This is a genomic window from Streptomyces bluensis, assembly GCF_014650715.1.
In the GTDB taxonomy this organism is placed as follows: domain Bacteria; phylum Actinomycetota; class Actinomycetes; order Streptomycetales; family Streptomycetaceae; genus Streptomyces; species Streptomyces bluensis.
Genome location: NZ_BMVM01000007.1, coordinates 191,400 through 213,293 on the forward strand (window position 1 = coordinate 191,400; position 21,894 = coordinate 213,293).

General features: G+C 71.6%; 25 protein-coding genes. 9 read left to right on the plus strand and 16 right to left on the minus strand.

Going from position 1 to position 21,894, the window contains the following annotated elements; translation table 11 throughout:
* The first annotated feature begins 57 nt into the window (after positions 1 to 57).
* The 5 genes from IE262_RS19500 (at position 58) to IE262_RS19520 (ending at position 5,663) form a co-directional block, all read left to right on the plus strand.
* Positions 58 to 1,800: an acyltransferase gene (locus IE262_RS19500; RefSeq protein WP_189875180.1), complete on the plus strand. Its 1,743-nt coding sequence runs from the start codon at positions 58 to 60 to the stop codon at positions 1,798 to 1,800.
* A 126-nt stretch (positions 1,801 to 1,926) separates the two neighbouring features.
* Positions 1,927 to 2,325 carry a DUF2795 domain-containing protein gene (locus IE262_RS19505; RefSeq protein WP_134028005.1) on the plus strand — a complete coding sequence of 133 codons (399 nt, stop codon included), beginning with the start codon at positions 1,927 to 1,929 and terminating at the stop codon, positions 2,323 to 2,325.
* 147 nt (positions 2,326 to 2,472) lie between these two features.
* Positions 2,473 to 2,916 carry a CBS domain-containing protein gene (locus IE262_RS19510; RefSeq protein WP_134028007.1) on the plus strand — a complete coding sequence of 148 codons (444 nt, stop codon included), beginning with the start codon at positions 2,473 to 2,475 and terminating at the stop codon, positions 2,914 to 2,916.
* 45 nt (positions 2,917 to 2,961) lie between these two features.
* The gene (locus IE262_RS19515; RefSeq protein WP_134028009.1) at positions 2,962 to 3,510 is read left to right on the plus strand and encodes a type 1 glutamine amidotransferase domain-containing protein; all 549 of its coding nucleotides are present in this window, start codon (positions 2,962 to 2,964) and stop codon (positions 3,508 to 3,510) included.
* On the plus strand, positions 3,510 to 5,663 hold the full coding sequence (locus IE262_RS19520) for a catalase (RefSeq protein WP_134028011.1): 2,154 nt from the start codon (positions 3,510 to 3,512) through the stop codon (positions 5,661 to 5,663). Before IE262_RS19515 ends, IE262_RS19520 begins: the two co-directional genes overlap by 1 nt.
* Positions 5,664 to 5,753: 90 nt before the next feature.
* On the opposite strand, the gene IE262_RS19525 is transcribed toward IE262_RS19520, so the two are convergent.
* The 3 genes from IE262_RS19525 to IE262_RS19535 all read right to left on the minus strand — a co-directional run bounded on the left by IE262_RS19525 (position 5,754) and on the right by IE262_RS19535 (position 8,862).
* Positions 5,754 to 7,676, minus strand: coding sequence for a glycoside hydrolase family 9 protein (locus tag IE262_RS19525; protein ID WP_373305083.1), 1,923 nt, complete (start codon positions 7,674 to 7,676; stop codon positions 5,754 to 5,756).
* 296 nt (positions 7,677 to 7,972) lie between these two features.
* A complete protein-coding gene (locus tag IE262_RS19530; protein ID WP_189875181.1) occupies positions 7,973 to 8,560 on the minus strand; it encodes a TIGR03086 family metal-binding protein in 588 nt (195 codons plus the stop codon).
* Positions 8,557 to 8,862: a DUF6158 family protein gene (locus tag IE262_RS19535; RefSeq protein WP_134028972.1), complete on the minus strand. Its 306-nt coding sequence runs from the start codon at positions 8,860 to 8,862 to the stop codon at positions 8,557 to 8,559. The genes IE262_RS19530 and IE262_RS19535 overlap by 4 nt, the downstream gene beginning before the upstream one ends.
* Before the next feature lie 13 nt (positions 8,863 to 8,875).
* Between IE262_RS19535 and IE262_RS19540 the strand changes: the two genes are divergently transcribed.
* Complete coding sequence (locus IE262_RS19540) at positions 8,876 to 9,982, plus strand: baeRF2 domain-containing protein (RefSeq protein ID WP_189875183.1); 1,107 nt, start codon at positions 8,876 to 8,878, stop codon at positions 9,980 to 9,982.
* 270 nt (positions 9,983 to 10,252) lie between these two features.
* Here IE262_RS19540 and IE262_RS19545 read toward each other — a convergent pair whose 3' ends face one another.
* Together IE262_RS19545 and IE262_RS19550 are read right to left on the minus strand one after the other, a co-directional pair.
* Entirely contained in the window at positions 10,253 to 10,717 is a 465-nt protein-coding gene (locus IE262_RS19545; RefSeq protein WP_229877340.1) for a MarR family winged helix-turn-helix transcriptional regulator, read from the minus strand.
* Between the two features lie 174 nt (positions 10,718 to 10,891).
* On the minus strand, positions 10,892 to 12,511 hold the full coding sequence (locus IE262_RS19550) for an ABC-F family ATP-binding cassette domain-containing protein (RefSeq protein WP_189875185.1): 1,620 nt from the start codon (positions 12,509 to 12,511) through the stop codon (positions 10,892 to 10,894).
* Positions 12,512 to 12,630: 119 nt separating this feature from the next.
* Between IE262_RS19550 and IE262_RS19555 the strand changes: the two genes are divergently transcribed.
* From IE262_RS19555 to IE262_RS19565, 3 genes are all read left to right on the plus strand, one after another.
* The gene (locus IE262_RS19555; protein ID WP_134028021.1) at positions 12,631 to 14,127 is read left to right on the plus strand and encodes a bifunctional phosphatase PAP2/diacylglycerol kinase family protein; all 1,497 of its coding nucleotides are present in this window, start codon (positions 12,631 to 12,633) and stop codon (positions 14,125 to 14,127) included.
* 120 nt (positions 14,128 to 14,247) lie between these two features.
* Positions 14,248 to 15,063, plus strand: coding sequence for a methyltransferase domain-containing protein (locus IE262_RS19560; RefSeq protein WP_189875187.1), 816 nt, complete (start codon positions 14,248 to 14,250; stop codon positions 15,061 to 15,063).
* A gap of 62 nt (positions 15,064 to 15,125) precedes the next feature.
* The gene (locus tag IE262_RS19565) at positions 15,126 to 15,296 is read left to right on the plus strand and encodes a hydrophobic protein (RefSeq protein WP_134028025.1); all 171 of its coding nucleotides are present in this window, start codon (positions 15,126 to 15,128) and stop codon (positions 15,294 to 15,296) included.
* A 24-nt stretch (positions 15,297 to 15,320) separates the two neighbouring features.
* Here IE262_RS19565 and IE262_RS19570 read toward each other — a convergent pair whose 3' ends face one another.
* The 11 genes from IE262_RS19570 to ligD all read right to left on the minus strand — a co-directional run bounded on the left by IE262_RS19570 (position 15,321) and on the right by ligD (position 21,874).
* A complete protein-coding gene (locus IE262_RS19570) occupies positions 15,321 to 15,602 on the minus strand; it encodes a gas vesicle protein K (protein WP_131559859.1) in 282 nt (93 codons plus the stop codon).
* Position 15,603: 1 nt separating this feature from the next.
* Positions 15,604 to 15,792, minus strand: coding sequence for a gas vesicle protein (locus tag IE262_RS19575; protein WP_131559857.1), 189 nt, complete (start codon positions 15,790 to 15,792; stop codon positions 15,604 to 15,606).
* Entirely contained in the window at positions 15,789 to 16,691 is a 903-nt protein-coding gene (locus IE262_RS19580; RefSeq protein WP_189875189.1) for a GvpL/GvpF family gas vesicle protein, read from the minus strand. The genes IE262_RS19575 and IE262_RS19580 overlap by 4 nt, the downstream gene beginning before the upstream one ends.
* Positions 16,691 to 17,122: a gas vesicle protein gene (locus IE262_RS19585; RefSeq protein WP_189875191.1), complete on the minus strand. Its 432-nt coding sequence runs from the start codon at positions 17,120 to 17,122 to the stop codon at positions 16,691 to 16,693. Before IE262_RS19585 ends, IE262_RS19580 begins: the two co-directional genes overlap by 1 nt.
* Positions 17,119 to 18,240 carry an SRPBCC family protein gene (locus tag IE262_RS19590; protein WP_189875193.1) on the minus strand — a complete coding sequence of 374 codons (1,122 nt, stop codon included), beginning with the start codon at positions 18,238 to 18,240 and terminating at the stop codon, positions 17,119 to 17,121. The genes IE262_RS19585 and IE262_RS19590 overlap by 4 nt, the downstream gene beginning before the upstream one ends.
* Complete coding sequence (locus tag IE262_RS19595; protein ID WP_189875195.1) at positions 18,237 to 18,941, minus strand: DNA primase; 705 nt, start codon at positions 18,939 to 18,941, stop codon at positions 18,237 to 18,239. The genes IE262_RS19590 and IE262_RS19595 overlap by 4 nt, the downstream gene beginning before the upstream one ends.
* Complete coding sequence (locus IE262_RS19600; RefSeq protein WP_189875196.1) at positions 18,938 to 19,228, minus strand: gas vesicle protein GvpG; 291 nt, start codon at positions 19,226 to 19,228, stop codon at positions 18,938 to 18,940. The genes IE262_RS19595 and IE262_RS19600 overlap by 4 nt, the downstream gene beginning before the upstream one ends.
* A 58-nt stretch (positions 19,229 to 19,286) precedes the next feature.
* A complete protein-coding gene (locus IE262_RS19605) occupies positions 19,287 to 20,042 on the minus strand; it encodes a GvpL/GvpF family gas vesicle protein (protein ID WP_189875198.1) in 756 nt (251 codons plus the stop codon).
* Positions 20,039 to 20,467, minus strand: a complete 429-nt coding sequence (locus tag IE262_RS19610; protein ID WP_134028037.1) for a gas vesicle structural protein GvpA — start codon at positions 20,465 to 20,467, stop codon at positions 20,039 to 20,041. The genes IE262_RS19605 and IE262_RS19610 overlap by 4 nt, the downstream gene beginning before the upstream one ends.
* Before the next feature lie 71 nt (positions 20,468 to 20,538).
* Entirely contained in the window at positions 20,539 to 20,844 is a 306-nt protein-coding gene (locus tag IE262_RS19615) for a gas vesicle protein GvpO (protein ID WP_134028039.1), read from the minus strand.
* Positions 20,845 to 20,953: 109 nt separating this feature from the next.
* Positions 20,954 to 21,874, minus strand: a complete 921-nt coding sequence (ligD, locus tag IE262_RS19620; RefSeq protein WP_134028041.1) for a non-homologous end-joining DNA ligase — start codon at positions 21,872 to 21,874, stop codon at positions 20,954 to 20,956.
* Positions 21,875 to 21,894: the final 20 nt, after the last annotated feature.

The window sequence follows — 21,894 nt, forward strand, 5'->3', positions numbered from 1 at the left end:
AGGGCGCCGCGCAGAAAGCCCTTTCCGTGAGGGTCGGGGCGGCCTAGCGTGCGGCCCATGGATGATCTGGAATTGGCCGAGCCCGAACGGGGGCCGTCCGCGGGACCCTCCACCGGGCATCTCGACCACTGCCCCTGGCTGTTCGCCGAGGATGCCTCCGCGGAACAGCGGGACGCGCAGGGGGACCGGCAGCGGTCCATCGGCGGGGACCGCGAGATCGGTGAGCGGTGCTACGTGGCCGGGTCCGCGGCGGTGTTCCCGGACCGGCTGCGGCTCGGCGACGACTCGTACATCGCCGCGCACGCCTACGTCACCGGGGACGTGACCACGGGCAGCGACTGCACGCTGAACCCGTTCACGGTCGTCCGGGGCAGGGTCACGCTGGGCAACGGGGTGCGGATCGGCGCGCACACCTCGCTGCTGGGCTTCAACCACTCCATGGCGCCGGACCGGCCCGTGTTCCGGCAGCCGCACACCAGCGAGGGCATCACCGTCGGGGACGACGTGTGGATCGGCTCGCACGTGGTCGTCGTGGACGGAGTGACCATCGGGGACCACTGTGTGATCGGTGCCGGGGCGGTGGTCACGAAGGACCTGCCGGCGTGGACGGTGGCGGCGGGGAACCCGGCCCGTCCCCTGCGCGACCGGCGGAACACGAGCGGCCGGGGTGGGGCGGCTGCCCGGCCGTCCCGTGGGGCGGCGGGTGCGGGCGGCGACGCTCTGGCGCGGTTCGCCGGGACGGCACGTGCCCAGGCCGCCGGTCTCCTGGCCCGCTGCTGGGACGGTGAGCGGTATGTCGACCGGCCCGGCGCGGCGCCCACCGTACGGGCGCACTGCGACGCGGTGGAGATCGCGGATCTGCTGCTGGGCTCGGCGCCGGTGGAGCTGACCGGCGAGGAGCACGTCGGGCGGCTGGCCGGGCTGCAGGACGCGGACACGGGGCTGGTTCCGGAGTTCGGCGAGCCGGCGCCCGTGCCGGAGGCCGACGGTTTCGTCGGCGAGGGGCCCGCGCTGTACCACGTGCTGTCCGTCGGGTACGCCCTCGATCTGCTGGGCGCCTCCTTCCCTCATCCGGTGCGCGGTGTACGGGAGATGACCGCCGGGCAGCTCGTCGCGCGGCTGGAGGGGCTGCCCTGGCGGGACGGGGCGTGGGGTGCCGGGGCGTGGATCGACGCGTGGGCGACGGCGGCGCACTGGAACCTGCGGCACGCCGGGGGCGACGGTGGGGAGCCGGGCACGCTGGAGGCGCTGTTCGGCTGGCTGCTGACCCGGGCCGACCCGTGGACGGGAATGTGGGGCACCCCCTCGGCCGACGCCGGGCGCCTCCAGGTGGTCAACGGCTACTACCGCCTGACGCGCGGGTCCTTCGCCCAGTTCGGGATGCCGGTGCCGTACCCGGAGCGGGTCGTGGACGCGGTCCTGGACCACGCCCGCGACACGCGTCACTTCGGGGCGGGCCGGGAGAACGCCTGCAACGTGCTGGACGTCGCGCATCCGCTGTGGCTGTGCGGCCGGCAGCTCGGCGCGCTCGCCGGGGACGGCGGGGACGGCGGATACCGTTCGGCCGAGATCCGCGCCTGGGCCGAACACCAACTCGCCCTCGCGCTCGCCCGCTGGCACGACGGCCAGGGCTTCGGCTTCGGCCCCGGCACCAGCGGTCCGGGCCCGGAACCGGGCCTCCAGGGCACCGAGATGTGGCTGGCGATCATCTGGCTCCTCGCCGATCTCCTGGGCCGCTCCGACGCCCTGGGCTACCGGCCGCGCGGCGTCCACCGCCCGGAGCCGTCCCGCCGAAGGTGACGGGGGCGGGCGCGTGCTGGGTGACGGGCGCGTGACGGGAGACGGGAGCGCAAACCCGACCGGCCCGGTGTCGACGTCCGGTCAGCGGGTACGCGGTCGGCCACCCCCGAGGATCTGGAGGGAGTCATGCAGCGAGGCAGCGACCGGCTGAGTGTCCACCGCGACGACGAAATGAAGCACGAACTACAGGGTCTTCTCCGCTCCGGCCACCCCACCCGCACGGAGGAGTGGCACGACCCGGAGCCGACCGCCGACGACGACCCGGAGGTCGCGGGCGGTCCCGTGACGCCGACCCGTTCACCGGCCCGCCTGGAGGCTCTGCGCTTCGAGCTGGGCCGCATCCTGGGCCGTACCTCGTTCCCGGCCCGCCCCCGCGAGCTGATGGGCATCCTGCGCGAGAAGCACGCCCCGGACGTCCTCGTCGAGGCCCTGGAACGGCTGCCGAGGAACGCGCGGTACGGCACGGCGCACGAACTCGCGGAAGCGGTGGTCCGGGTCGAGGAACGCGGCCGGGAGGGGCGCTGAGGAGAGCGCGGAACCCGCACACGACCGGGAGCACCGTCACCCACCGGCACGCATAGGCACCCCGCTCAGGGGTACTGCGGGCGTCGGCACCTTGACGCACCACCCCCGTACCCGACAGCCCGGGGGAACGCACGAAAGGACCACACCATGGCTGATCTCGTCAGGGAGGTCATGACTCCCGGCGTCGTCGCGGTCCGGCCGGACGCCTCGCTCGTGGAAGCCGCGCAGCTGATGCGGGCGCAGGACATCGGTGACGTCCTCGTGGCCGGCGGCCGGGAGGTCATCGGCGTACTGACCGACCGCGACATCACGCTGCGTGCCGTGGCCGACGGCGCCGACCCGCTCACCGTGAGCGCCGGGGCCGTCTGCACGCCCCACCCGGTGGTGATCGGCCCCGACGACGACGTGTCGGCCGCGGTGGAGCTGATGCGGAGACACGCGGTGCGGCGGCTCCCGGTCGTCGAGGACGGGCACGCGGTGGGCATGGTGAGCCTCGGGGACCTCGCGGTGTCGCAGGACCCGGCGTCGGCGCTCGCCGACATCAGTCGCGCCGGGCCGCACAGCCGGCCGGGCACGCCCCCCGCCGGGTGACGTACACGTACGCCACGCAGAAACGCCGAAAGGACTCTGAACACCATGCGCATCGCATTCCTGACCGCACCCGAAGGCGTCGAGCAGATCGAGCTCACCGAGCCGTGGCGGGCCGTGTCCGACGCCGGCCACGAGCCCGTGCTCGTCTCGACGAAGGCCGGTGAGGTGCAGGCCTTCCACCACCTCGACAAGGCGGACACCTTCCCCGTGGACGAGGTCGTCGGCGAGGTGTCGGCCGGGTCCTTCGACGGGCTGGTCCTGCCGGGCGGTGTGGCCAACCCGGACTTCCTGCGCCTGGACAAGCGGGCCGTGTCTTTCGCGCGGGACTTCTTCGAGCAGGGCCGCCCGGTCGCCGCGATCTGTCACGCGCCGTGGACGCTGGTCGAGGCGGACGTCGTCCGCGGCCGCGTCCTCACCTCGTGGCCGAGCCTGCGCACGGACATCCGCAACGCGGGCGGCGAGTGGGTCGACGAGCAGGTGAAGATCTGCGACCACGGCCCCAACAAGCTGATCACCAGCCGTAAGCCGGACGACCTCAAGGCGTTCTGTGAAGCGTTCCTGGAGGAGTTCGCCAAGGCCAAGGAGGCCGTCTGATGGGTGTCGTCAGGAAGCTCGGCAGGCAGTCCGACACACAGCGGAACGACCAGGACACGGACGACCGCAAGCAACGGCAGCGCGAGGAATTCCAGGCGGACGACCCGGCCGGCGGGCCACTCACCACCGACCAGGGCGTCGAGGTCGACCACACCGATGACTCGCTGACCGTCGGCGAGCGCGGGCCCACGCTCATGGAGGACTTCCACTTCCGGGAGAAGCTCACCCACTTCGACCATGAGCGCATCCCCGAGCGGGTGGTGCACGCACGGGGCTCCGGGGCGTACGGCTACTTCGAACCGTACGAGTCCTGCGCGGAGTTCACCCGTGCCGCCTTCCTCCAGGACCCGTCCGTGCGGACGCCGGTGTTCGTGCGGTTCTCGACGGTGCAGGGACCGCGCGGCTCGGCGGACACCGTACGGGACGTGCGCGGCTTCGCGACCAAGTTCTACACGTCGGAGGGCAACTACGACCTCGTCGCGAACAACTTCCCCGTCTTCTTCATCCAGGACGGAATCAAGTTCCCCGACTTCGTGCACGCGCTCAAGCCGGAGCCGCACAACGAGATCCCCACGGGCGCGTCCGCGCACGACACGCTGTGGGACTTCGTCTCGCTCCAGCCGGAGACACTGCACGCGATCATGTGGCTGATGTCGGACCGGGCGATCCCGCGCAGTTTCCGCATGATGCAGGGCTTCGGTGTGCACACCTTCCGGTTCGTGAACGCGGACGGCAAGGGCACGTTCGTGAAGTTCCACTGGAAGCCGAAGCTGGGCGTGCACTCGCTGGTGTGGGACGAGGCGCAGGAGTGCCAGGGCCGGGATCCGGACTTCAACCGGCGGGATCTGTGGGACGCGATCGCGGCGGGCGAGTACCCGGAGTACGAGCTGGGTGTCCAGCTCGTGCCGGAGGAGGACGAGTTCGCGTTCGACTTCGACCTGCTCGACGCCACGAAGATCATCCCGGAGGAGCAGGTGCCGGTGCGGCCGATCGGCCGGATGGTGCTGGACCGCAACCCGGAGAATTTCTTCGCGGAGACGGAACAGGTGGCGTTCCACACGGGCAACATCGTCCCGGGCATCGACTTCACCAACGACCCGCTGCTCCAGGCCCGCAACTTCTCCTACCTGGACACGCAGCTGATCCGGCTCGGCGGCCCCAACTTCGCGCAGCTGCCGGTCAACCGCCCGGTCGCACCGGTACGCACCAATCAGCGCGACGGCTACCACCAGAGCGCGCTCCACTCCGGTACGAACTACTTCCCGAACTCGCTCGGCGGCGGCTGCCCCGCCCACGCGGGCGTCGACGGGAGCGCGTACACGCACTACGCGGAACGTGTGGACGGCGCGACGATCCGGCGTCGCAGTGCGAGCTTCCAGGACCACTACAGCCAGGCCGCGATGTTCTGGAACAGCATGGCGGACTGGGAGAAGCGGCACATCGTGGAGGCGTTCCGCTTCGAGCTCGGCAAGGTCAACGCCCGGACGGTCCGTTCCCGCACGGTGGAGGAGCTCGCCAAGGTGGACCCGGAGCTGGCCGCGCGGGTGGCGGCCGGCATCGGCGTGCCGGAGCCGGCGCGGAACGAGTCGATCGCGCACAAGCTGGTCTCCCCCGCCCTCAGCCTGGAGTCGCTGCGCGGCGGCGGGTCGATCCGCACCCGGCAGATCGCGGTGCTCGTCGCCGACGGCGTGGACGCCCAGCAGGTCACCTCCGCGCGCGACGCGCTGGCCGCCGAGGGCGCGATCGTGGAGGCGATCGCCGCCACGGACGGGACCGTGCTCGGCTCGGACGGCGAGCGGTACGCCGTGGACCGGGCGCTGCCGACCGTGGCGTCCGTGCTGTACGACGCGGTGCTGCTGCCCGGCGGGCCCACGGGTACTCCGGCCCATGTGGGCGATCCGGACGTCCTGCGGTTCGTGCGGAGCGCCTACCGGCACGGGAAGCCGGTCGGGGCCCTCGGCTCGGGTGTCGGCCTGGTGTCGGCGCTGGAGCCCGAGGGGCTGCTGCTGTGCGCCGAGTTCCATCATGTGGTCGCCGACCGGGGCGTGGTGACGGACACCGCGCCGGGCACACCGAGCGAGGAGTTCCTGCGGGCGTTCGTGGAGGCGGTGGGCCAGCACCGCCACTGGGACCGGCCGCCGGTGCGCTGCTGACGTCCGGCGAAGGCAGGAGCGGCGAAACGCCAGGTCCCGGCCGCCGAGCGGCCGGGACCTGGCGTTGTCGCGTGGTCGTGGTTCTGGCTGTCAGGCCTGGTCGTCCAGGTATGAGGCCACCCACGCCAGCGGGGCGTTCCAGTTGATGGTGACCTCGTTCGTGGACCAGGCTTCGAGGTCGTCGACGTAGCACTTCGCCGGGGCGCAGCCCTTGAGCTTGGTCTGGGCGATCGGGTCGTCGAGCGACGAGTTCGGACCGCCCGCCACGGCACCGGGGGCCGGCTGCGGCAGCTTGGGGTCCTTCTGCTTGGCCCAGAAGCGGTGGTGCTGGTTGTGCGCGTACCGCTCGCCGTAGCCGGTGACGTACGACATGCCCATCGGGTTGCGGCCCAGGATGTAGTCCATGCCGCTCGTCACCGCGTCGCGGTACTTGGTGTCACCGGTGATGTCGCTCGCGGTGGCGAGGACGACCATGTTGTTCAGCACCTGACCGTTGGAGCCCCACTGGTAGCGGCCTCCGTCGGGGGCGTACGGGACGCCGAACGCGGCCTTGCGGGCATCGGCGGCGTAGCGGTCGGCGGCCTGGGTGACGGTCTTCTTCACGGCCTTGGTCTCGGCCTCGCCCAGCTTGTTCGGCACGGTGGCCAGGTCCAGGGCGCCGAGCCCGCCGACCGACTGCCAGGAGACGCCGGCGGCCGGGAACAGTGCCTTGCTGTCGTTGTGGAGGGGGGAGTCCAGGACGGCCTGGCGGTACTCCTTGTCGCCCGTCGTGATGAACAGCTCGGCCGCGGCCCAGTAGAACTCGTCCTTGGCCTCGTAGTCGCTGTAGGCGCCGCCGCCGGTGGCGTCGCCCGGGTCGGCGAACATCTTCGGGTTGGCCTTCGCGGCGTCCCAGGCGGCGCGGGCGGCGTTCAGGGACTTGGCGGCGAACTTCGCGTCGTACGGCTCGAAGAGGCGCGCGGCCTGGGCGGCGGTGGCGGCCAGGTTGAGGGTGGCGGCGGTGGACGGGGCGTGCAGCTCGCGCTGGCCGTCGCTCTTGTCGGCCCGCAGCGGCAGGGCGGACCACTGGGCGTCGTGGATCTTGTGGTGGGCCATGCCCGCGAGCTTCTGACCCTTGGGCACCTGCATCTTCAGCAGGAAGTCCATCTCCCAGCGGGCCTCGTCGAGGATGTCCGGCACGCCGTTGCCGTGCTCCGGCACGACGAGCCGGCCGTCGCCGAGGGCCTTGCCGTCGGCGCCCTTGGTGTGCAGGGTGCGCTCGTAGGAGGACATCAACTGGGCGACGGAGATACCGCCGTTGACGACGTACTTGCCGTAGTCGCCCGCGTCGTACCAGCCGCCGCTGACGTCGAGGCTGTAGTCGCAGACCTGCGGCTGGCAGGGGACCTTCTGGTCGCTGGACGCCGCGCCGTCGACGTGGCCGGCGGGGCGGGAGTACTCCTTGCCGACGAGGTCGGCGTCGATCTTGATACCGCTTCGGTTCTGGTAGAAGTACGCGAGCGCGTCGGTGCGCAGCTGCGAGTAGATGTTGTCGGCGATGGCGAAGGGCTCGCTCTTCTGACCGTCGATGGAGACGGTGTAGCCCTTACCGCTCTTGGTGACCTTGCTGAAGTCGAAGGTGTGGACGTTCTCGCCGGAGGACGGGTCGACACCGGCGGGCACGGTCGTCCCCTTGGCCACCTCCTTGCCGTCCGCGTCCTTGAGGGACCAGGACAGCGGCGTCTTGGCCTTGGTGACGACGGTGCCCTTCTTGGGGCTGCCGGTCTGGTACCCGACCTGGTTCACCTGCACGGTCGGGGCGGGGCCGGTTGCTGAGGCGACCGGCTTGGACAGCTGCGGCTCGACCTCCGCGGAGGTCGAGCGACCGGGTAGCGAGTCGAAACCGTCGGCGATGGTGGGGACGGCGACAGCGCCGACCACGACACCGGCGACGGTCGCGACCGCCAGCTTGCGGCGTCCGCCACGGTTCAGCCGGTCCAGCACGTGGGCCATACGGGGGAGCGGGCGAGGCACCAGGAGGTTCCTTCCGAGGTGGGGGCAGGAAATCCGCGGTCTTCCAACCGCCGCACCGACTGTAGGAGGGAAACCTGGTCGTAATCGCCGTACGCGTGAGCGAAGTTGAGAACCTTCAATTGAACGAAAGGCGCGTACCTCAATTGAGGTACGCGCCTGGTGGTGCCCGTCAGAACGGGTACGGAGCGATCTTCAGAGACGTAGACAGCCACCCTTTGCAAACGTGTAATGACACAGGGTGGCGCATGAGTGGTGGAGGGAGGCGGTCAGACCGCCTGAAGACGGAGTGCGGTTCCTCAGGGCCGCCGCCCGAGCAGGCACAGCAGCTTCGTCTGGACGTCCGCGTCGGGGGGCGGTTCCACCGGCTCCGCGAACTGTCCGCTCTTGGCCAAGTCGGCTGCGTACGGCGTCACTTCGCGCACCGTGAACTGCAACAGGTCGTCCGGCAGCCGCTCGTCGGCTCCGATGGCGCGCGACAGGTCCCAGCTGTGGACGACGAGATCGGCGACCATCTGCCCGCAGTAGTTGACGGCCGGGGTGTCGCCGTGGCAGAGGTGGACGACGCGGTCGAGCGCGCCCGGCGCGGTGAACGCCTCGCGGGTGGCGCGGGCCGCCGTGTCCCAGGAGGCGGCCGGGTCGGAGCCGAGCATGTCGCCGTCGAAGGTGCCGCCGACCTCCTCGATCATGCAGCCGTGGAGGACCAGCGGCGGCGCCCACAGCTGCTCGGAGACGAGGTGGTTGACGAGGTCGCGCACCGTCCACTCGGCGCAGGGCGTGCCCGCCTCCCACTGGTCGTCGCGGACGGCGTGGGCGAGGGCGCCGAACAGGTCGAGGGCCTCCTCCAGCCGGGTGAGCAGCGGGTTTCCTTCGTCCGCGCCGGTCATGACTCAGCGAGTTTCCGGCACCGCGCGCCCTGACGCGTGCGTCCGGCGGCCACCGGGCGGCGGGGGTTGCGGCGCAGGTACTCGCCCTCCAGCTGCGCCATGCGCATGTTGTGGGCGCGCAGCGCGTCGTTCGATCCGTACAGCAGCGTGTCATGGCGTGTGCGGTGGATCGTCTCCAGCTCTTTCATCAGCTGCTGGTCGTCCAGCCGGACCGGGTCGACTCCGTTCATGGTGCTACCCCACTCGTCGTGTCCTTCGGTGCCGTCCGGGTACCCGCCCGGCAAGCCGTACCCCAGGGGCATCCGGGAGGGAGCCATGGATCTCGCCTTTCTGCATCCACTCTACGAACATCCGGGGCCTTGGGCCTCCGTCTATGTCGACACGTCCTCGCACACGGAGTCCACTCCTCATGAGCGTTCCCTGGTGGCCGCGGCGGTCTCCCGGGAGCTCGCCGCCCAGGGCGCCGACGAGCCGACCCGCGCGGCCGTGCACCGGGCGGTGGACGAGCTGCGCCACTCCTCCGAGCCGCACGGCCGGGCCTTCTTCGCCAGGTCGGGCGAGGTGGTGCTGGATCCGCCGCTCGCGCACGCGCCGCCGGGCACCTCGGCGCACTGGGCTCCGCTGCCGCGCGCCACACCGCTGCTGGAACTGGCCGGGGAGGACGCGGTGTGCGTGGTGGCGTACGTGGACCGGCGGGGCGCCGAGTTCGAGCTGCGCGGCTCACGCGGCAGCCAGGACGCGGGGACGGTGGCCGGCCGGCAGTGGCCCGTACACCGTACGAGCACCGCTGACTGGTCGGAGCGGCACTTCCAGCTGCGGGTGGAGAACACCTGGGAGCACAACGCGGCGGAGATCGCCGACGCGCTCGCCGTGTGCCAGGAGGAGACCCGGGCCGACCTGCTGGTCCTCGCCGGCGAGGAGCGCACGCGGCACGCCGTGCGGGAACGGCTTCCGCAGCGGCTGCACGACCTCGTGGTGGAGACCCGGCACGGCTCCGGCAGCCGGCTGCTGGACGAGGACGTGGAGCGGGCGCGGGCCGAGCACGCGCACCGGCGGGCCGCGGAGGAGCTGGAGCGTTTCGTCGCGGCGCGGTCCCCGGACGCCGAGGGGCGCACGGCCGCCGTGGAGGGCGTGCCCGCGCTGGTGGAGGCCGCCCGGGAGCACCGTATCGACGAGTTGCTGGTCCGCCCGGCCGGGCCCGACGCGCACCGTGAGGTGTGGATCGGCGAGGACCCGGACCAGCTGGCGGTCCGGCGCACGGACCTGAGGACGCTGGGCGAGCAGCACTCGTGGGCGGCCCGTGCGGACGACGCCCTGCTGCGCTCCGCGGTCGCGACGGCCGCCCCGGCGCTGTCGGTGACGGCCGCCACGGCGGAGGAGGTGCCCGTGGGCGGACTGGGGGCGCTGCTGCGCTGGACGTGACCGGGTGTGAGGAGTTGCGGTACAGGAAACGCCAATGAGATTGATCTTGATGAGTGAGCACACTTGCCGGGAGCGTTACGGTCCGCCTCGTGCCGGTGGGGTTCCGGACTGACGAGCAGGCCGGGGCGTACAGGACGTTCAGGGAGGTGCCCACGCGCCCAGAGCTGGAGCGGTTCCTCTTCCTCGGCGGAGAGCCCGTGATCTGATCGCGCTGCGGCGTACGGACGCGCACCGGCTCTTCCTGGGCCGCTACCTGTTCCGCGGAGGCGTTTACGGGTGGCGGGTGAGCTTTTCAGGGGCGGTCAGGCGGTCGGCATCCTGCTGGGCGTGGTCGGCCGAGGCGAGAGCGAGGTTCGCCTCGATCTCCTCCAGGACCCGCACCGCCTTCGCCTTTCCCTCGCGGGACAGTTCCCGCGTGGCGCATTCCTCCAGCTCGGCCCAGATCTCGGCGACCTGGTGGCGCGGGGCGAGGCTGGCGTCGGTGGGTTCGATGGTGGTCGCCCGCTTGTCGGTGGCACTGGGGCGGCGACGGACGAAGCCGGCATGTTCGAGCCGTTTGACGGTGCGGGTCATGGTGGCCGCGTCCGAGCCGAGGAGCCGGACGAGGTCGGTCTGGCGCTGCGGGCCCAGGTCCCACAGCTGCATCATCACCAGCTCCTGCCCGGGGTGGAGTCCGACGCGGCGCAGGAGCTGGCCGGCCAGCCTGACCGGGCCACCTCCTTCGGCGGAGACCACCGCGGCTACACCGACTACCCCCCTCTCGGATGAGCGGCGCGACCGAGAAACGGAGGCACCTGGGATGATCTCGGACCACAGCACTCCCGCGCCCCGGAGAAGACCAAGGTCCGGCTGAACGGCATCGTGGACCGCACAACCACCGTGGCTGTGCCGACCCTGCGGGATCTGGACCTATCTGACGCGCTCCACCCGTCGCTCGTCCCACACCGGCTCCGGCGTCTCGCGGACGCGGCCGTCGGAGCCGAAGACGAGATAGCGGTCGAACGAACGAGCGAACCAGCGGTCGTGGGTGACCGCGAGGACCGTGCCGTCGAAGGCCTCCAGGCCCTCCTGGAGCGCCTCGGCGGACTCCAGGTCCAGGTTGTCCGTCGGCTCGTCCAGCAGCAGCGCGGTGGCGCCCTCCAGCTCCAGGAGCAGGATCTGGAAGCGGGCCTGCTGGCCGCCGGAGAGGCGGTCGAAACGCTGCTCGGCCTGGCCCGTCAGCTCGTAGCGGCGCAGCCGCGACATGGCGGCGCCACGGTCCTGGGCGTGCTCCTTCCACAGGATGTCGAGCAGGGTGCGCCCCTCCAGCTCCGGATGGGAGTGGGTCTGCGCGAAGTGGCCGGGCACGACCCGGGCGCCCAGCTTCCACTCCCCCGTGTGCGCCACGTCGTCTCCCGCGAGCAGCCGCAGGAAGTGCGACTTTCCGGAGCCGTTGGAACCGAGGACCGCGACGCGTTCGCCGTAGAACACCTCCAGGTCGAAGGGTTTCATCAGTCCGGTGAGCTCAAGCCGCTCGCAGGTGACGGCCCGCACGCCGGTGCGGCCGCCCTTGAGCCGCATCCTGATGTCCTGTTCGCGCGGCGGCTCCGGCGGCGGTCCGGCCTCCTCGAACTTACGCAGCCGGGTCTGGGCGGCCGCGTACCGCGAGGCCATTTCGTGGCTGACCGCGGCGGCCTGACGCAGGTTCAGCACGAGCTTCTTCAGCTGGGCGTGCTTCTCGTCCCAGCGGCGGCGCAACTCCTCGAACCGCGCGAAGCGTTCACGGCGCGCCTCGTGGTAGGTGGCGAACCCGCCGCCGTGCACCCACGCGTCCGCGCCCGCAGGGCCCGGTTCCACGCTCACGATCTTCTCGGCGGCACGGGCCAGCAGCTCCCGGTCGTGCGAGACGAAGAGCACGGTCTTGCGGGTCTCCCTCAGCCGCTCCTCCAGCCAGCGCTTGCCGGGGACGTCGAGATAGTTGTCGGGCTCGTCGAGGAGCAGCACCTCGTCACTGCCGCGCAGCAGGGCCTCCAGCACGAGCCGCTTCTGCTCACCGCCGGACAGGGTGCTCACCTGCCGCCACCGCGCCTTCTCGTACGGCACGCCGAGCGCCGCCGTGGTGCAGATGTCCCAGAGCGTCTCCGCCTCGTACCCGCGCGCCTCGGCCCAGTCGGCGAGGGCCTGCGCGTACCGGAGCTGGGCGGCCTCGTCGTCCACGGTCATGAGGGCGTGCTCGGCGGCGTCGACGGCCCGGGCCGCCTCCCGGACACGGGGCGGCGCCACGGACACGAGCAGGTCCCGCACGGTCGTCTCGTCCCGCACGGACCCCACGAACTGCCGCATCACCCCCAGCCCGCCGCTCACCCCGACACTCCCGCCGTGGGGCTTCAACTCGCCCGAGAGCAGCCGCAGCAGCGTGGTCTTCCCGGCGCCGTTGGGCCCGACGAGGGCGACGACGGCCCCCTCGCCGACCCGGAAGGACACGTCACCGAGCAACACCCTTCCGTCGGGAAGGCAGTACTCCAGGTGCGCGGCTTCCAGGTGTCCCATGAGCAGGGATTGTCCGGGCCGCCCGGACCGTCGGGCAAGCGCTTTTCGAGGGGTGGACGAGTGTCCCCCGGGCGGCCCCGACTTGACACGAAGTGGCCGCCCTGGGGTACCCGTGCCCCATGAGCCCAGATGTCGATCTCACCGTCCGCCCCCCGGGTCACCACATCCTCCGGGACCGTTTCCTGACGGCGGACACCCGTCTGTTCGAGGCGGTGGCGGCCCGCCACTGGCCGGGGGCGGGCCCCGTGCTGCCCCGGCTGAGCCGCGCCGCGAACCACGGGGTGCTGTGGTTCGCCACGGCGGCGGCCCTCACCGCGACCCGGAGCCCGAGGGCCCGCAGGGCGGCCATCCGGGGCGTGGCGTCGCTCGCTCTCGCCTCGGCGACGATCAACACCCTCGGCAAACGTTCGGTGCGCCGCCCCCGGCCGCTCCTCGACAACGTGCCGGTGGTCCGGCAGCTGAAGCGGCAGCCGATCACCACGTCGTTCCCGTCCGGGCACTCGGCGTCCGCGGCGGCGTTCGCGACGGGTGTCGCCCTGGAGTCCCGCGGCTGGGGTGCGGCCGTCGCACCGGTGGCCGCCGCGGTCGCGCTGTCCCGCGTCTACACGGGCGTCCACTTCCCGAGCGACGTCCTGGTGGGCGCCGCCCTCGGCGTCGGCGCCGCCTACGCCGTACGCGGCCTCGTGCCGACCCGCGACCTGCTCCCGCCGCCCGGCCGCCCGCACGCCGACGCACCCGTCCTGCCCGACGGCGAGGGCCTGGTCGTCGTCGCCAACGGAGGCGCGGCGACCGCGGGCCGCGTGCGCGCGCTGCGGAACGCCCTGCCCCGCGCCGAGGCCGTCGAGTGCGCACCGGACGAGCTGAGGACCGAGTTGGAGAAGGCGGCCACGCGTGCGCGGGTGCTCGGCGTGTGCGGCGGCGACGGCACGGTGAACACGGCGGCGGAGGTGGCCCTGCGGCACGGCATCCCTCTCGCCGTCCTCCCCGGCGGCACGCTCAACCACTTCGCGCAGGACCTGGGCGTGGAGGATCTGCGGGATCTCACCCGGGCGGTGCGCGACGGGGACGCGGTCCGCGTGGACGTGGGGCGATTCTGCTCCGGTGACACGGAGGGCGTCTTCCTCAACACCTGCAGTCTGGGCGTGTATCCGGAGCTGGTGCGCGAACGTGAGCGCTGGTCGCGGCTGATCGGCGGCTGGCCGGCCGGTGTGCTCGGCGTGGCGCGCGTCCTGCGAGGGGACCAGCACCCGCTGCGGGCCAGGTTCCGGGACCGGACGCGCCCGCTGTGGCTGCTGTTCGCCGGCAACGGCACCTACCACCGTGCGGGCCCCGTCCCCGGCCGCCGCCACGACCTCGCCGACGGACTGCTCGACGTCCGTGTGGTGCACGGCGACGGCCACCCGGCCCTGCGTCTGCTCGCCGCCGCCGCGGCGGGCCCGCTCACCCGCTCCCCCGCCCACGCCGCGATACGCGTCCCCCGCCTCCACCTGGACGGCATCGCCCCGGGCACGCTCCTCGCCTACGACGGCGAAGTCACCGAGATCTCGGGCGACCTGACGCTGAGCAAGCTCCCGGAGGCACTGACGGTCTACCGGCCACGCTCCACTGAGCACTGACCCGCTTGACCACATAGTAAGACGGCGGTCTCGGTATTCGGCATGCGGGCGTACGGTTCCCAGTGCCGCCCCGTGAGCGACGCGTCTCCACGGGGCCCGTACGCGACGAGGGGACCGGTCATGTCGAAGCCGCGGGAGACCGCCGTCTACACGCACGGACACCACGAGTCGGTGCTGCGCTCCCACACCTGGCGGACGGCCGCCAACTCGGCGGCCTACCTTCTCGGCTCACTCCGACCCCCTATGAAGGTCCTGGACATCGGCTGCGGGCCGGGCACGATCACCGCGGACCTGGCCGGGCTGGTCCCGGACGGACATGTCACCGGCGTGGACCGCGCGCCCGGCGTCCTGGACCAGGCGCGGGCCACGGCCGCCGAGCGGGGCCTGACGAACATCGACTTCGCGGTGGCGGACGTGCACGCGCTGGACTACCCGGACGACACCTTCTGCGTGGTCCACGCCCACCAGGTGCTCCAGCACGTGGGCGACCCGGTGCGGGCCCTGCGCGAGATGGTCCGGGTGACGAGGCCGGGCGGATACGTCGCGGTCCGGGACGCGGACTACGCGGCGATGACGTGGTTCCCGCTGTCGCCGGGCCTGGACGACTGGCTGGACCTGTACCGGAGGGTGGCCCGCGCCAACGGCGGCGAGCCCGACGCGGGGCGCAGACTGCGGTCCTGGGCGCTGCGGGCCGGTCTCACCGACATCACCGCCACGTCCGCCACCTGGACGTTCGCCACGGCCGAGGAGCGGGCCTGGTGGAGCGGGCTGTGGGCGGACCGGACCCTGGCCTCCGCATACGCCGAACGGGCCACGCGGGGCGGTCACGCGGCGCCGGAGGAACTCCGCGCGGTGGCCGAGGCGTGGCGGGAATGGGGGCGGCGGGAGGACGGCTGGTTCTCCGTTCTGCACGGGGAGATTCTGTGCCGTAAGTGAACCCGCCCAGTGAGGCCTGATCCCGGGAATTCGGGTCACTCGAAAGGCAGGAGGTGGTCGGAATGGTTCCCGTCCTGCTCGTTCTGCTTCTGGCTCTGATTCTCTTCGGTGTCGGATTCGCGGTGAAGGCACTCTGGTGGATCGCCCTCATTGTTTTCGTGGTCTGGCTGCTGGGATTCCTCGTGCGCGGCACGAGTGCCGCGGGCGGCCGGGGTCGCTGGTACCGCTGGTAGCGGATCGGCCCCGTCAGTTCCCCGTCAGTTTCTGGGAAGCAGTGGTCCGAGCGGCCCGAGGTCCAGGTTCAGGTCCTCGGGCCGCAGGCCGTAGCGGTCGCGCAGTTCGCCCATGCGGTCCTCCAGCAGCATCAGGGTGAGCCCGATGCGCTCCTCCTGTTCCTCGGTCAGCTCGCCCGTGTCGAACCGGCGCACGGCCTGCCGTTCCATGAGCTGGCGGAGCAGCTCGACGACGGTCAGGACGAGTTTCACGAGATCGCGCTCCACGGTGTCGGGTTCGAGGTCGAGGCGGTTCCTGCCGGTCACTTCACTCCAACTCCCCCCAGGGTGCGGGGACCTGCTTGTTCACCGAGCTGATCAGCGCGTTGAGGTCGATGCGGACGAGGTCGACGTCCGCGATGCGCAGGGTGAGGTCGCCGGTGATGACGACCCCGCCCGCGAGCAGCCGGTCGAGCAGATCGACGAGGGCGATCTCACGGCGTTCGACGACGGTCACGCGTCCTCCTCCTGGGGCTCCCGGGGCTCCTGGGGCTCCTGGGGCTCCCCGGACTTCTTTGGCGCCTCGGCCTTCTCGGACGCCTCGGCCTTCGCGGGCTCCTCGGCCTTCGCGGGCTCCTCGGCCTTCGCGGGCTCCTCGTGGAACTCGGTGAACGAGTAGGCGGCCCAGGGGCCGGTGAGTTCGACGCGCAGTCCGGGGGCGTCGTCCTTCGTACGGTCCACGACTTCCACGAACGCCTCGGAATTCCCGCGCGGGACCAGGTAAGCGGCATTCAGTACGTTGCGGCCGGCGGCCCCGGAAAGCGTGGGGTTCTGTGGCGGGTGCAAACGGAAATCCTCGGCGCGTCCGGAAAGGGTTTCGTGGAGTCGGTGGGAGAACGCCTCGGCCTTCTCCCACATGTCGTCCTGGGACCTGCTGCGCATGCGCCGCTGCCGCAGATAGTCACGTCCGGACGCGGCCTTTCCCTGCGGGCGGGCGGCCTCGGCGGCCTCGGCGGCCTCAAGGTCGAGATAGACCTTGACGCCCCACTCCACCCGGCCCTCCAGCCGGTCCAGAGCCCGCCGGAAGGAGTCCTCGCGGGCCTCCATCATGACGCGGACACCGCTGTCGTCCCGGAAGACGGTACCGAGCCGGAGCGGCAGGGGCGTGGTGACCGCGGTGAGCGCGTCGATCACAGCCTGGTGGCCCCGGGCGGTGGCGGCCAGCCAGTCCAGGTCCTCCAGGTGCGCCTTGAGGGGTTCCTCGGCGAAGTCTCGCTCCGGCACCTCGCTGACGACGGCGATCAGGCCGTGATGGGGCAGCAGCTTCGGCGGCGCGCCCGCGACCCCGATCAGCTGGGCCTGGAGCGCGGCGCCGAAGGGGCGGCAGACGGCGTAGACGTACCGCAGTCCGGTCATCAGGACTCCTCCTCCCGCGGACGGCTCCGTTCCCTCCCGCGCTCGTCGCTCTCGCGCTCACTCTGCTCCAGTGACGGTTCGGCCCGGGAGCGGCCACTGCCGTCCAGCAATGCCTCGCTCTCCGGGCGCCCCTCGTCGAGTGCGGCGAGCCGGGCGCGCAACTCGGCGTTCTCGCGGGTGAGTTCATCGCGGCGCGCCCGGGAGGACAGCATCGGGTCGCTCTCCCACCAGTCGATGCCCATCTCCTTCGCCTTGTCGACGGAGGCGACGATGAGGCGCAGCTTGATGGTGAGCAGTTCGATGTCGAGCAGGTTGATACGGATGTCTCCCGCGATCACCAGCCCCTTGTCGAGCACGCGTTCGAGTATGTCGGCCAGGTTGGCGCCTCCACCCTGGCCGTACGGCTCCGGGGCCCGGTTGGGAAACGTCATCGCCTGCTCCCGCTCACGGCGGCCCGGTCCTCGTCCTCTTCCTCGTCCTCGTACTCTTCCTCGTTCTCCTCCTCGGCGGCGTCTTCAGGCTCTTCGTCGCCGGGGGCCTCGTACTCCTCGCCCTCTTCACCCTCTTCGCCCTCTTCGCCCTCCTCGTACTCCTCGGGCTCCTCGGGCTCCTCGGGCTCCTCGCTCTCTTCTCCCTCCTCGTACTCTTCCTCCTCCGCCACGGCGTCCTCGTGGCTGCGGACGAGCTCGCTGTCGCGGATCTCGCCGCGCCAGCCGTCCTCCGCCTCGCCGCGCAGTGTGATGAAGCGGGCGAAGTTCTTGAGGTCGAGCCGGGCCCGGCGGCCCTGGGCGCGCCAGATGTTGCCGGTCTTCTCGAAGAACCCCGACGGGTAGTACTCGATCAGCAGCAGGACACGGGTGAGGTTGTCGCCGAGGCGGTGGAAGGAGACCACGCCCTTCGTGGTGCCCTTCGCGCCCTCCGACGTCCAGGAGATCCGGTCGTCGGGCACCTGCTCGGTGGTGCGGGCCTTCCAGCTGCGGCTGGACCACCAGATCTTGAGCTGCCAGTCGGAGTGCGTGTCGTCCGCGCGCTGCGCGCTCTTCACGCCCTTGGCGAAGGTGCTGAAGGTCTGGTACTGGGTCCACTGGTCGTAGGCGGTGCGCAGCGGCACACCGATGTCGATGGACTCGATGATGACCGTGGGCTTGTGGCCCGCCCGGCCCTTCTCCTTGCCCTTGCCGCCGCCCAGGTTCTTCAGGGCACCGACCACGTTCTCCTTGGCCCGGCCGGCGCCGACCTCCAGGGCGGTGCGCAGCGGCCCCTTGCCCTCCATAAGCTTGCGGCCGCCGTCGAGGGCCAGCTTGGCGAAGCCAGGGCTGTTGCCCTCGGCTATGTCGTTGAGCTTCACCGTCGCCCGGCCGAGCCTGTGCCCGGCGTCCGTGAGCAGACGTTGGGCCTGGGCGGCCAGGTACTCCTGGGCCTCGGCCTTGAGATGGTCGACGGCAGGGCTGTGCGCCAGGCCGGCGAGCGGAGTCTCCTTCGCCCCGTTCCCGGCCGAGTCGGCAGCGCCCTTGGCCCGTCCGGTCGCCGAACCGAGGATGTCAGTCATCGTCCTCGCCTCCTTTCACGCCCCGACTCCCGTGTGGCCTTGCGCGGGGCCGCCTGGGCGGCGGCCGTCCCCTTGGCGGGCGCCTTCTGCGCGGTGGTCCTGCGGCCCGCCGTCTTCTTGGCGGCGGGCTTCTTCGCCGGGGCCTTCTTCGCGGCCGGTGTCTTGGCCGGCTTCCTGGCCCCGGTCCCGGCCTTCCTGGCCGTGCCCTGCCGCGCCGCGCCCTTCCTGGCCGACGGCTTCTCCTCGTGCTCCTCCTCGGGCTCTTCCTCCCGTTCCTCGTCCGTGTCCCGCTCGTCCCGGTTGGCCCGCTCGCGAGGCTCTTCTTCGTCCTCCTCGGTCTCGTCCCGGTCCTCCTCGGCGTCGGCGCCGGGCACGTCGGGGGTCACCTCCGAGAGGTGCTCGCGCAGCTGGGTGGTCCGTCCGTGCAGCCGTTCGGCGAGTCCGTCGATCTGCCGTTCGAGCATGGCGCCCGTGGCTGCCTTGCCCGCACCGCGCGCGCCCTCGCGGAGCTGATCACTGATCTCCTTGAGCTGCGGATTGTTCTGCAGCTGCTGGGACACCAGATCCGTCAGCGCCCGCGGGCTCAGGTGCATCCGCTTTCCGGCGGCCAGCGTGCCGAGCGCGAACGCGAGCTTCATCTTCTTCGTCCGTCCGAGGACGTATCCGGCCCCTACGGCGAGGCCCAGTCCCACACGATTCATCCTGCCGTCCCCTCGCCTGTCGTCCCCCCGCCGGTTTCCCCGACCGTTGCCGCCCTCCACTGCAGAGCGATCTCCAGCCGGTCCAGGAGCTCGTCCTCCAGACGGTCGAACTCCTCCTCGTCGATCTCGCCGGCGTCGAGCAACTGCTCAAGCCGGGCGAGTTCGGCCCGGACGGCTGCCGGGTCGTAGTACTGGCGCTCGGCCTCGACCAGTACCTGTCGTATCGCCCAGAGGCTGCCGCGGGCCGGTGCGAACGGCAGCAGCAGCACCTCACTGATCAGTCCCATGACCGCACCTCATCCGACTGCGCCTTACCGCACCTCACCTGACTCGCTTGCCCCTGCCTCACACGCGCGGCCCCGTCTCCGCGGGCTCCGACGGCCCCGGCTCCACGAAGCTGTACGGCGGCAGCGGCCCGTTCACCCGCACGTCGAGGTGCGGATGGCTCTTGCGGACGTCCTCCACGGCGGCCAGGAACGTCTCGGCCGCCCCGTGGTCCACGAGGAACGACACGTTGGCGAGCCAGCCCGTGGACTCGGGGCCGGCGCTCACCGCCTCGGCGACGGCCTCCAGCGCGTGCCGCAGGTCGACCGCGTCCTCGGCTTCCTGTCTCTGCACTGCGGCCGCCACGGTCTCGCCGAGTTGCAGCCGCTGCTCGTAATTTCCGCCGCCCGCCTGCCGGTTGGCTTCCGCGAGAGCCCGGATCTCGGGGCTCTCGGACATCACCCGGTGCAGCACGGCCTCCTCGTTGTGGCTGGCCTTGACGTTGTACTCGTCCCTGCCGTCCAGGGCCCGAAGCCGCTCCAGGTAGTGCTCGGCGCGCTCGGCGAGCACCTCCGTCACGGCCGCGTCGTCCGGGGCGACGCTGCCGAACCGCATGGGCAGCACGACGCCACCCGCGCCCGCCTCGCTCAGCACGGTCTGGTGGGCGAGCAGGTCCTTGCGCTTGGGTCGCAGCCCCTCTGGGGCGTCGCTCACGATGGCCGCCAGCTCGCCTTCCGTCAGGATGCGCACGGGACGCGCCGGATCACCGACTCCGCCCATGTCCTTGGGGAGCGCGGGATGCGAGCTCGCGGCGATGCCGTAGACGTAGGTGCTCACTCCTGCTCCTCCTTCCTGCGTGCGCTCGTGGCCTTGCGGGCACGTGGCCGTGGTTCGGCCTGACCCTCCTCGCGTGCCTGCCTGAACGCCTCCGAGACGGTCTCGGCGGCACCGGACAACGCCCCTTTGGACTTGCCGCGCGCCCCGGACTCGGTGATCTCACCGACGAGGTCCGGCAGGCCGGGAGCCTTGCGCGGCCCTGCCTCCAGATCGAGCCGGTTGCATGCCTCGGCGAAACGCAGATACGTGTCGACGCTGGCGACAACGACCCGGACGTCGATCTTGAGGATCTCGATTCCGACGAGGGAGACCCGTATGAAGGCGTCAATGACGAGTCCCCTGTCGAGAATGAGCTCCAGAACGTCGTAGAGGCCGCTGGAGCCGCCTCCGCCGCCGCCTGCCTGCTGTGCCGGAACTACGGTCATGCCGACCGTTCCTCCTTGTGTCTTCAGGGTCTTGGGTCTTTCCCGGTCCGTTGTCCGTGGGGGACGGCGGTCTACCGGTCGCCCCGCCGATGTGGGTCCGCCCGGCCGCGTTCGTAGCGGCGCACGCGCCGGTACCCCGTCAGCTCCCCGTCCGGGTCGAGCTCGATCTGGTAGCTCGCGATCAGGCTCATCGTGTCGGGGACCCGCGCCAGCTCCAGGACCTCGATCTCCAGCGTCCAGCCCTCATCGTTCTGCTCGAAGGACGTCACGGACTCGGGTGCCATGCCGGTCAGCTCCGCGAACTGGGTGCGGGCGTGACGCAGCACGTCCACAGGGCTGACACCCTGTGACTTCGGTGTGTTCGGTGTGTTAGCCATGGCCACCTCGTCTCCCCGAGTGGCCCCACAAAGGCTGACCAAACCTCCACATGGACGTGCGAAAGTCCGTGCTTGCCGCTGACGCGCTCACGCTGCCGCCGTACGGCCGTCAGCCCCGCAGCCGGTTCAGCTTCCGTCGGGCCGGGCCCAGGGCGCGCCCCCGCCGCATCAGCCCCTTCCACGGGTCGGTGCGCGCCTGGTCGACGGCGTCCGCGACGGACCAGCGACGGGCGTCGACGCCCCGGTCGTCGAGCTGGTCCCAGGTGAGCGGGGTGGCCACCGGCGCGCCCGGCCTGGCGCGCACGGTGAAGGGGGCGACCGCGGTCTGCGCGTACGCGTTGCGCTGCACGTCGAGGTAGAGCCGGTCGCCGCGGTCCTGCTTGCGGACGGCCGTGGTGAACGCGTCGGGGTGATCGCGGGCGAGCAGTTCGGCGACGTCCCGGGCGAACTCACGGACCTCGTCGAAGCCGTGGCGGCCGCCCAGGGGCACCACGACATGCAGTCCTCGCGAGCCGGTGGTCATCAGGCCCGCCGGCAGTCCCAGCTCGTCGAGCAGCCCGCCGAGCCGCCGGGCGGCCTGCCGTACCTGGCCGAAGTCGTCCTCGGCCGGATCGAGGTCGAAGACCAGGCGGTCGGGCCGGTCGAGCCCGCCCGCCCGGGACAGCCAGCGGTGCAGGGTGAGGCATGCCTGGTCGGCGAGGTACACCAGGGTGGCCGTGTCGTCGCACACCGTGTGGCAGACGGTGCCGCCCTCCTTGGGCACCTCGATCCGCCTGATCCACTCCGGGTAGTGCTCGGGCGTGTTCTTCTGCATGAACCGCTGCCCCTCGACGCCGTCGGGCAGCCGTTCCAGCATCAGGGGCCGCCCCCGCAGATGGGGCAGCATGAACGGGGCGACGGACCGGTAGTACTCGACGAGGTCGCCCTTCGTGTACTCCTTGGCGTCCCCGCTGCCGGGGAAGAGCACCTTGTCCGGCCGCTGGATCTCCACGGTGCGGCGGCCGGCCCGTACCGTGCGCGCCCTTGCCATAGGGGCCTCCCTGTTCCGGC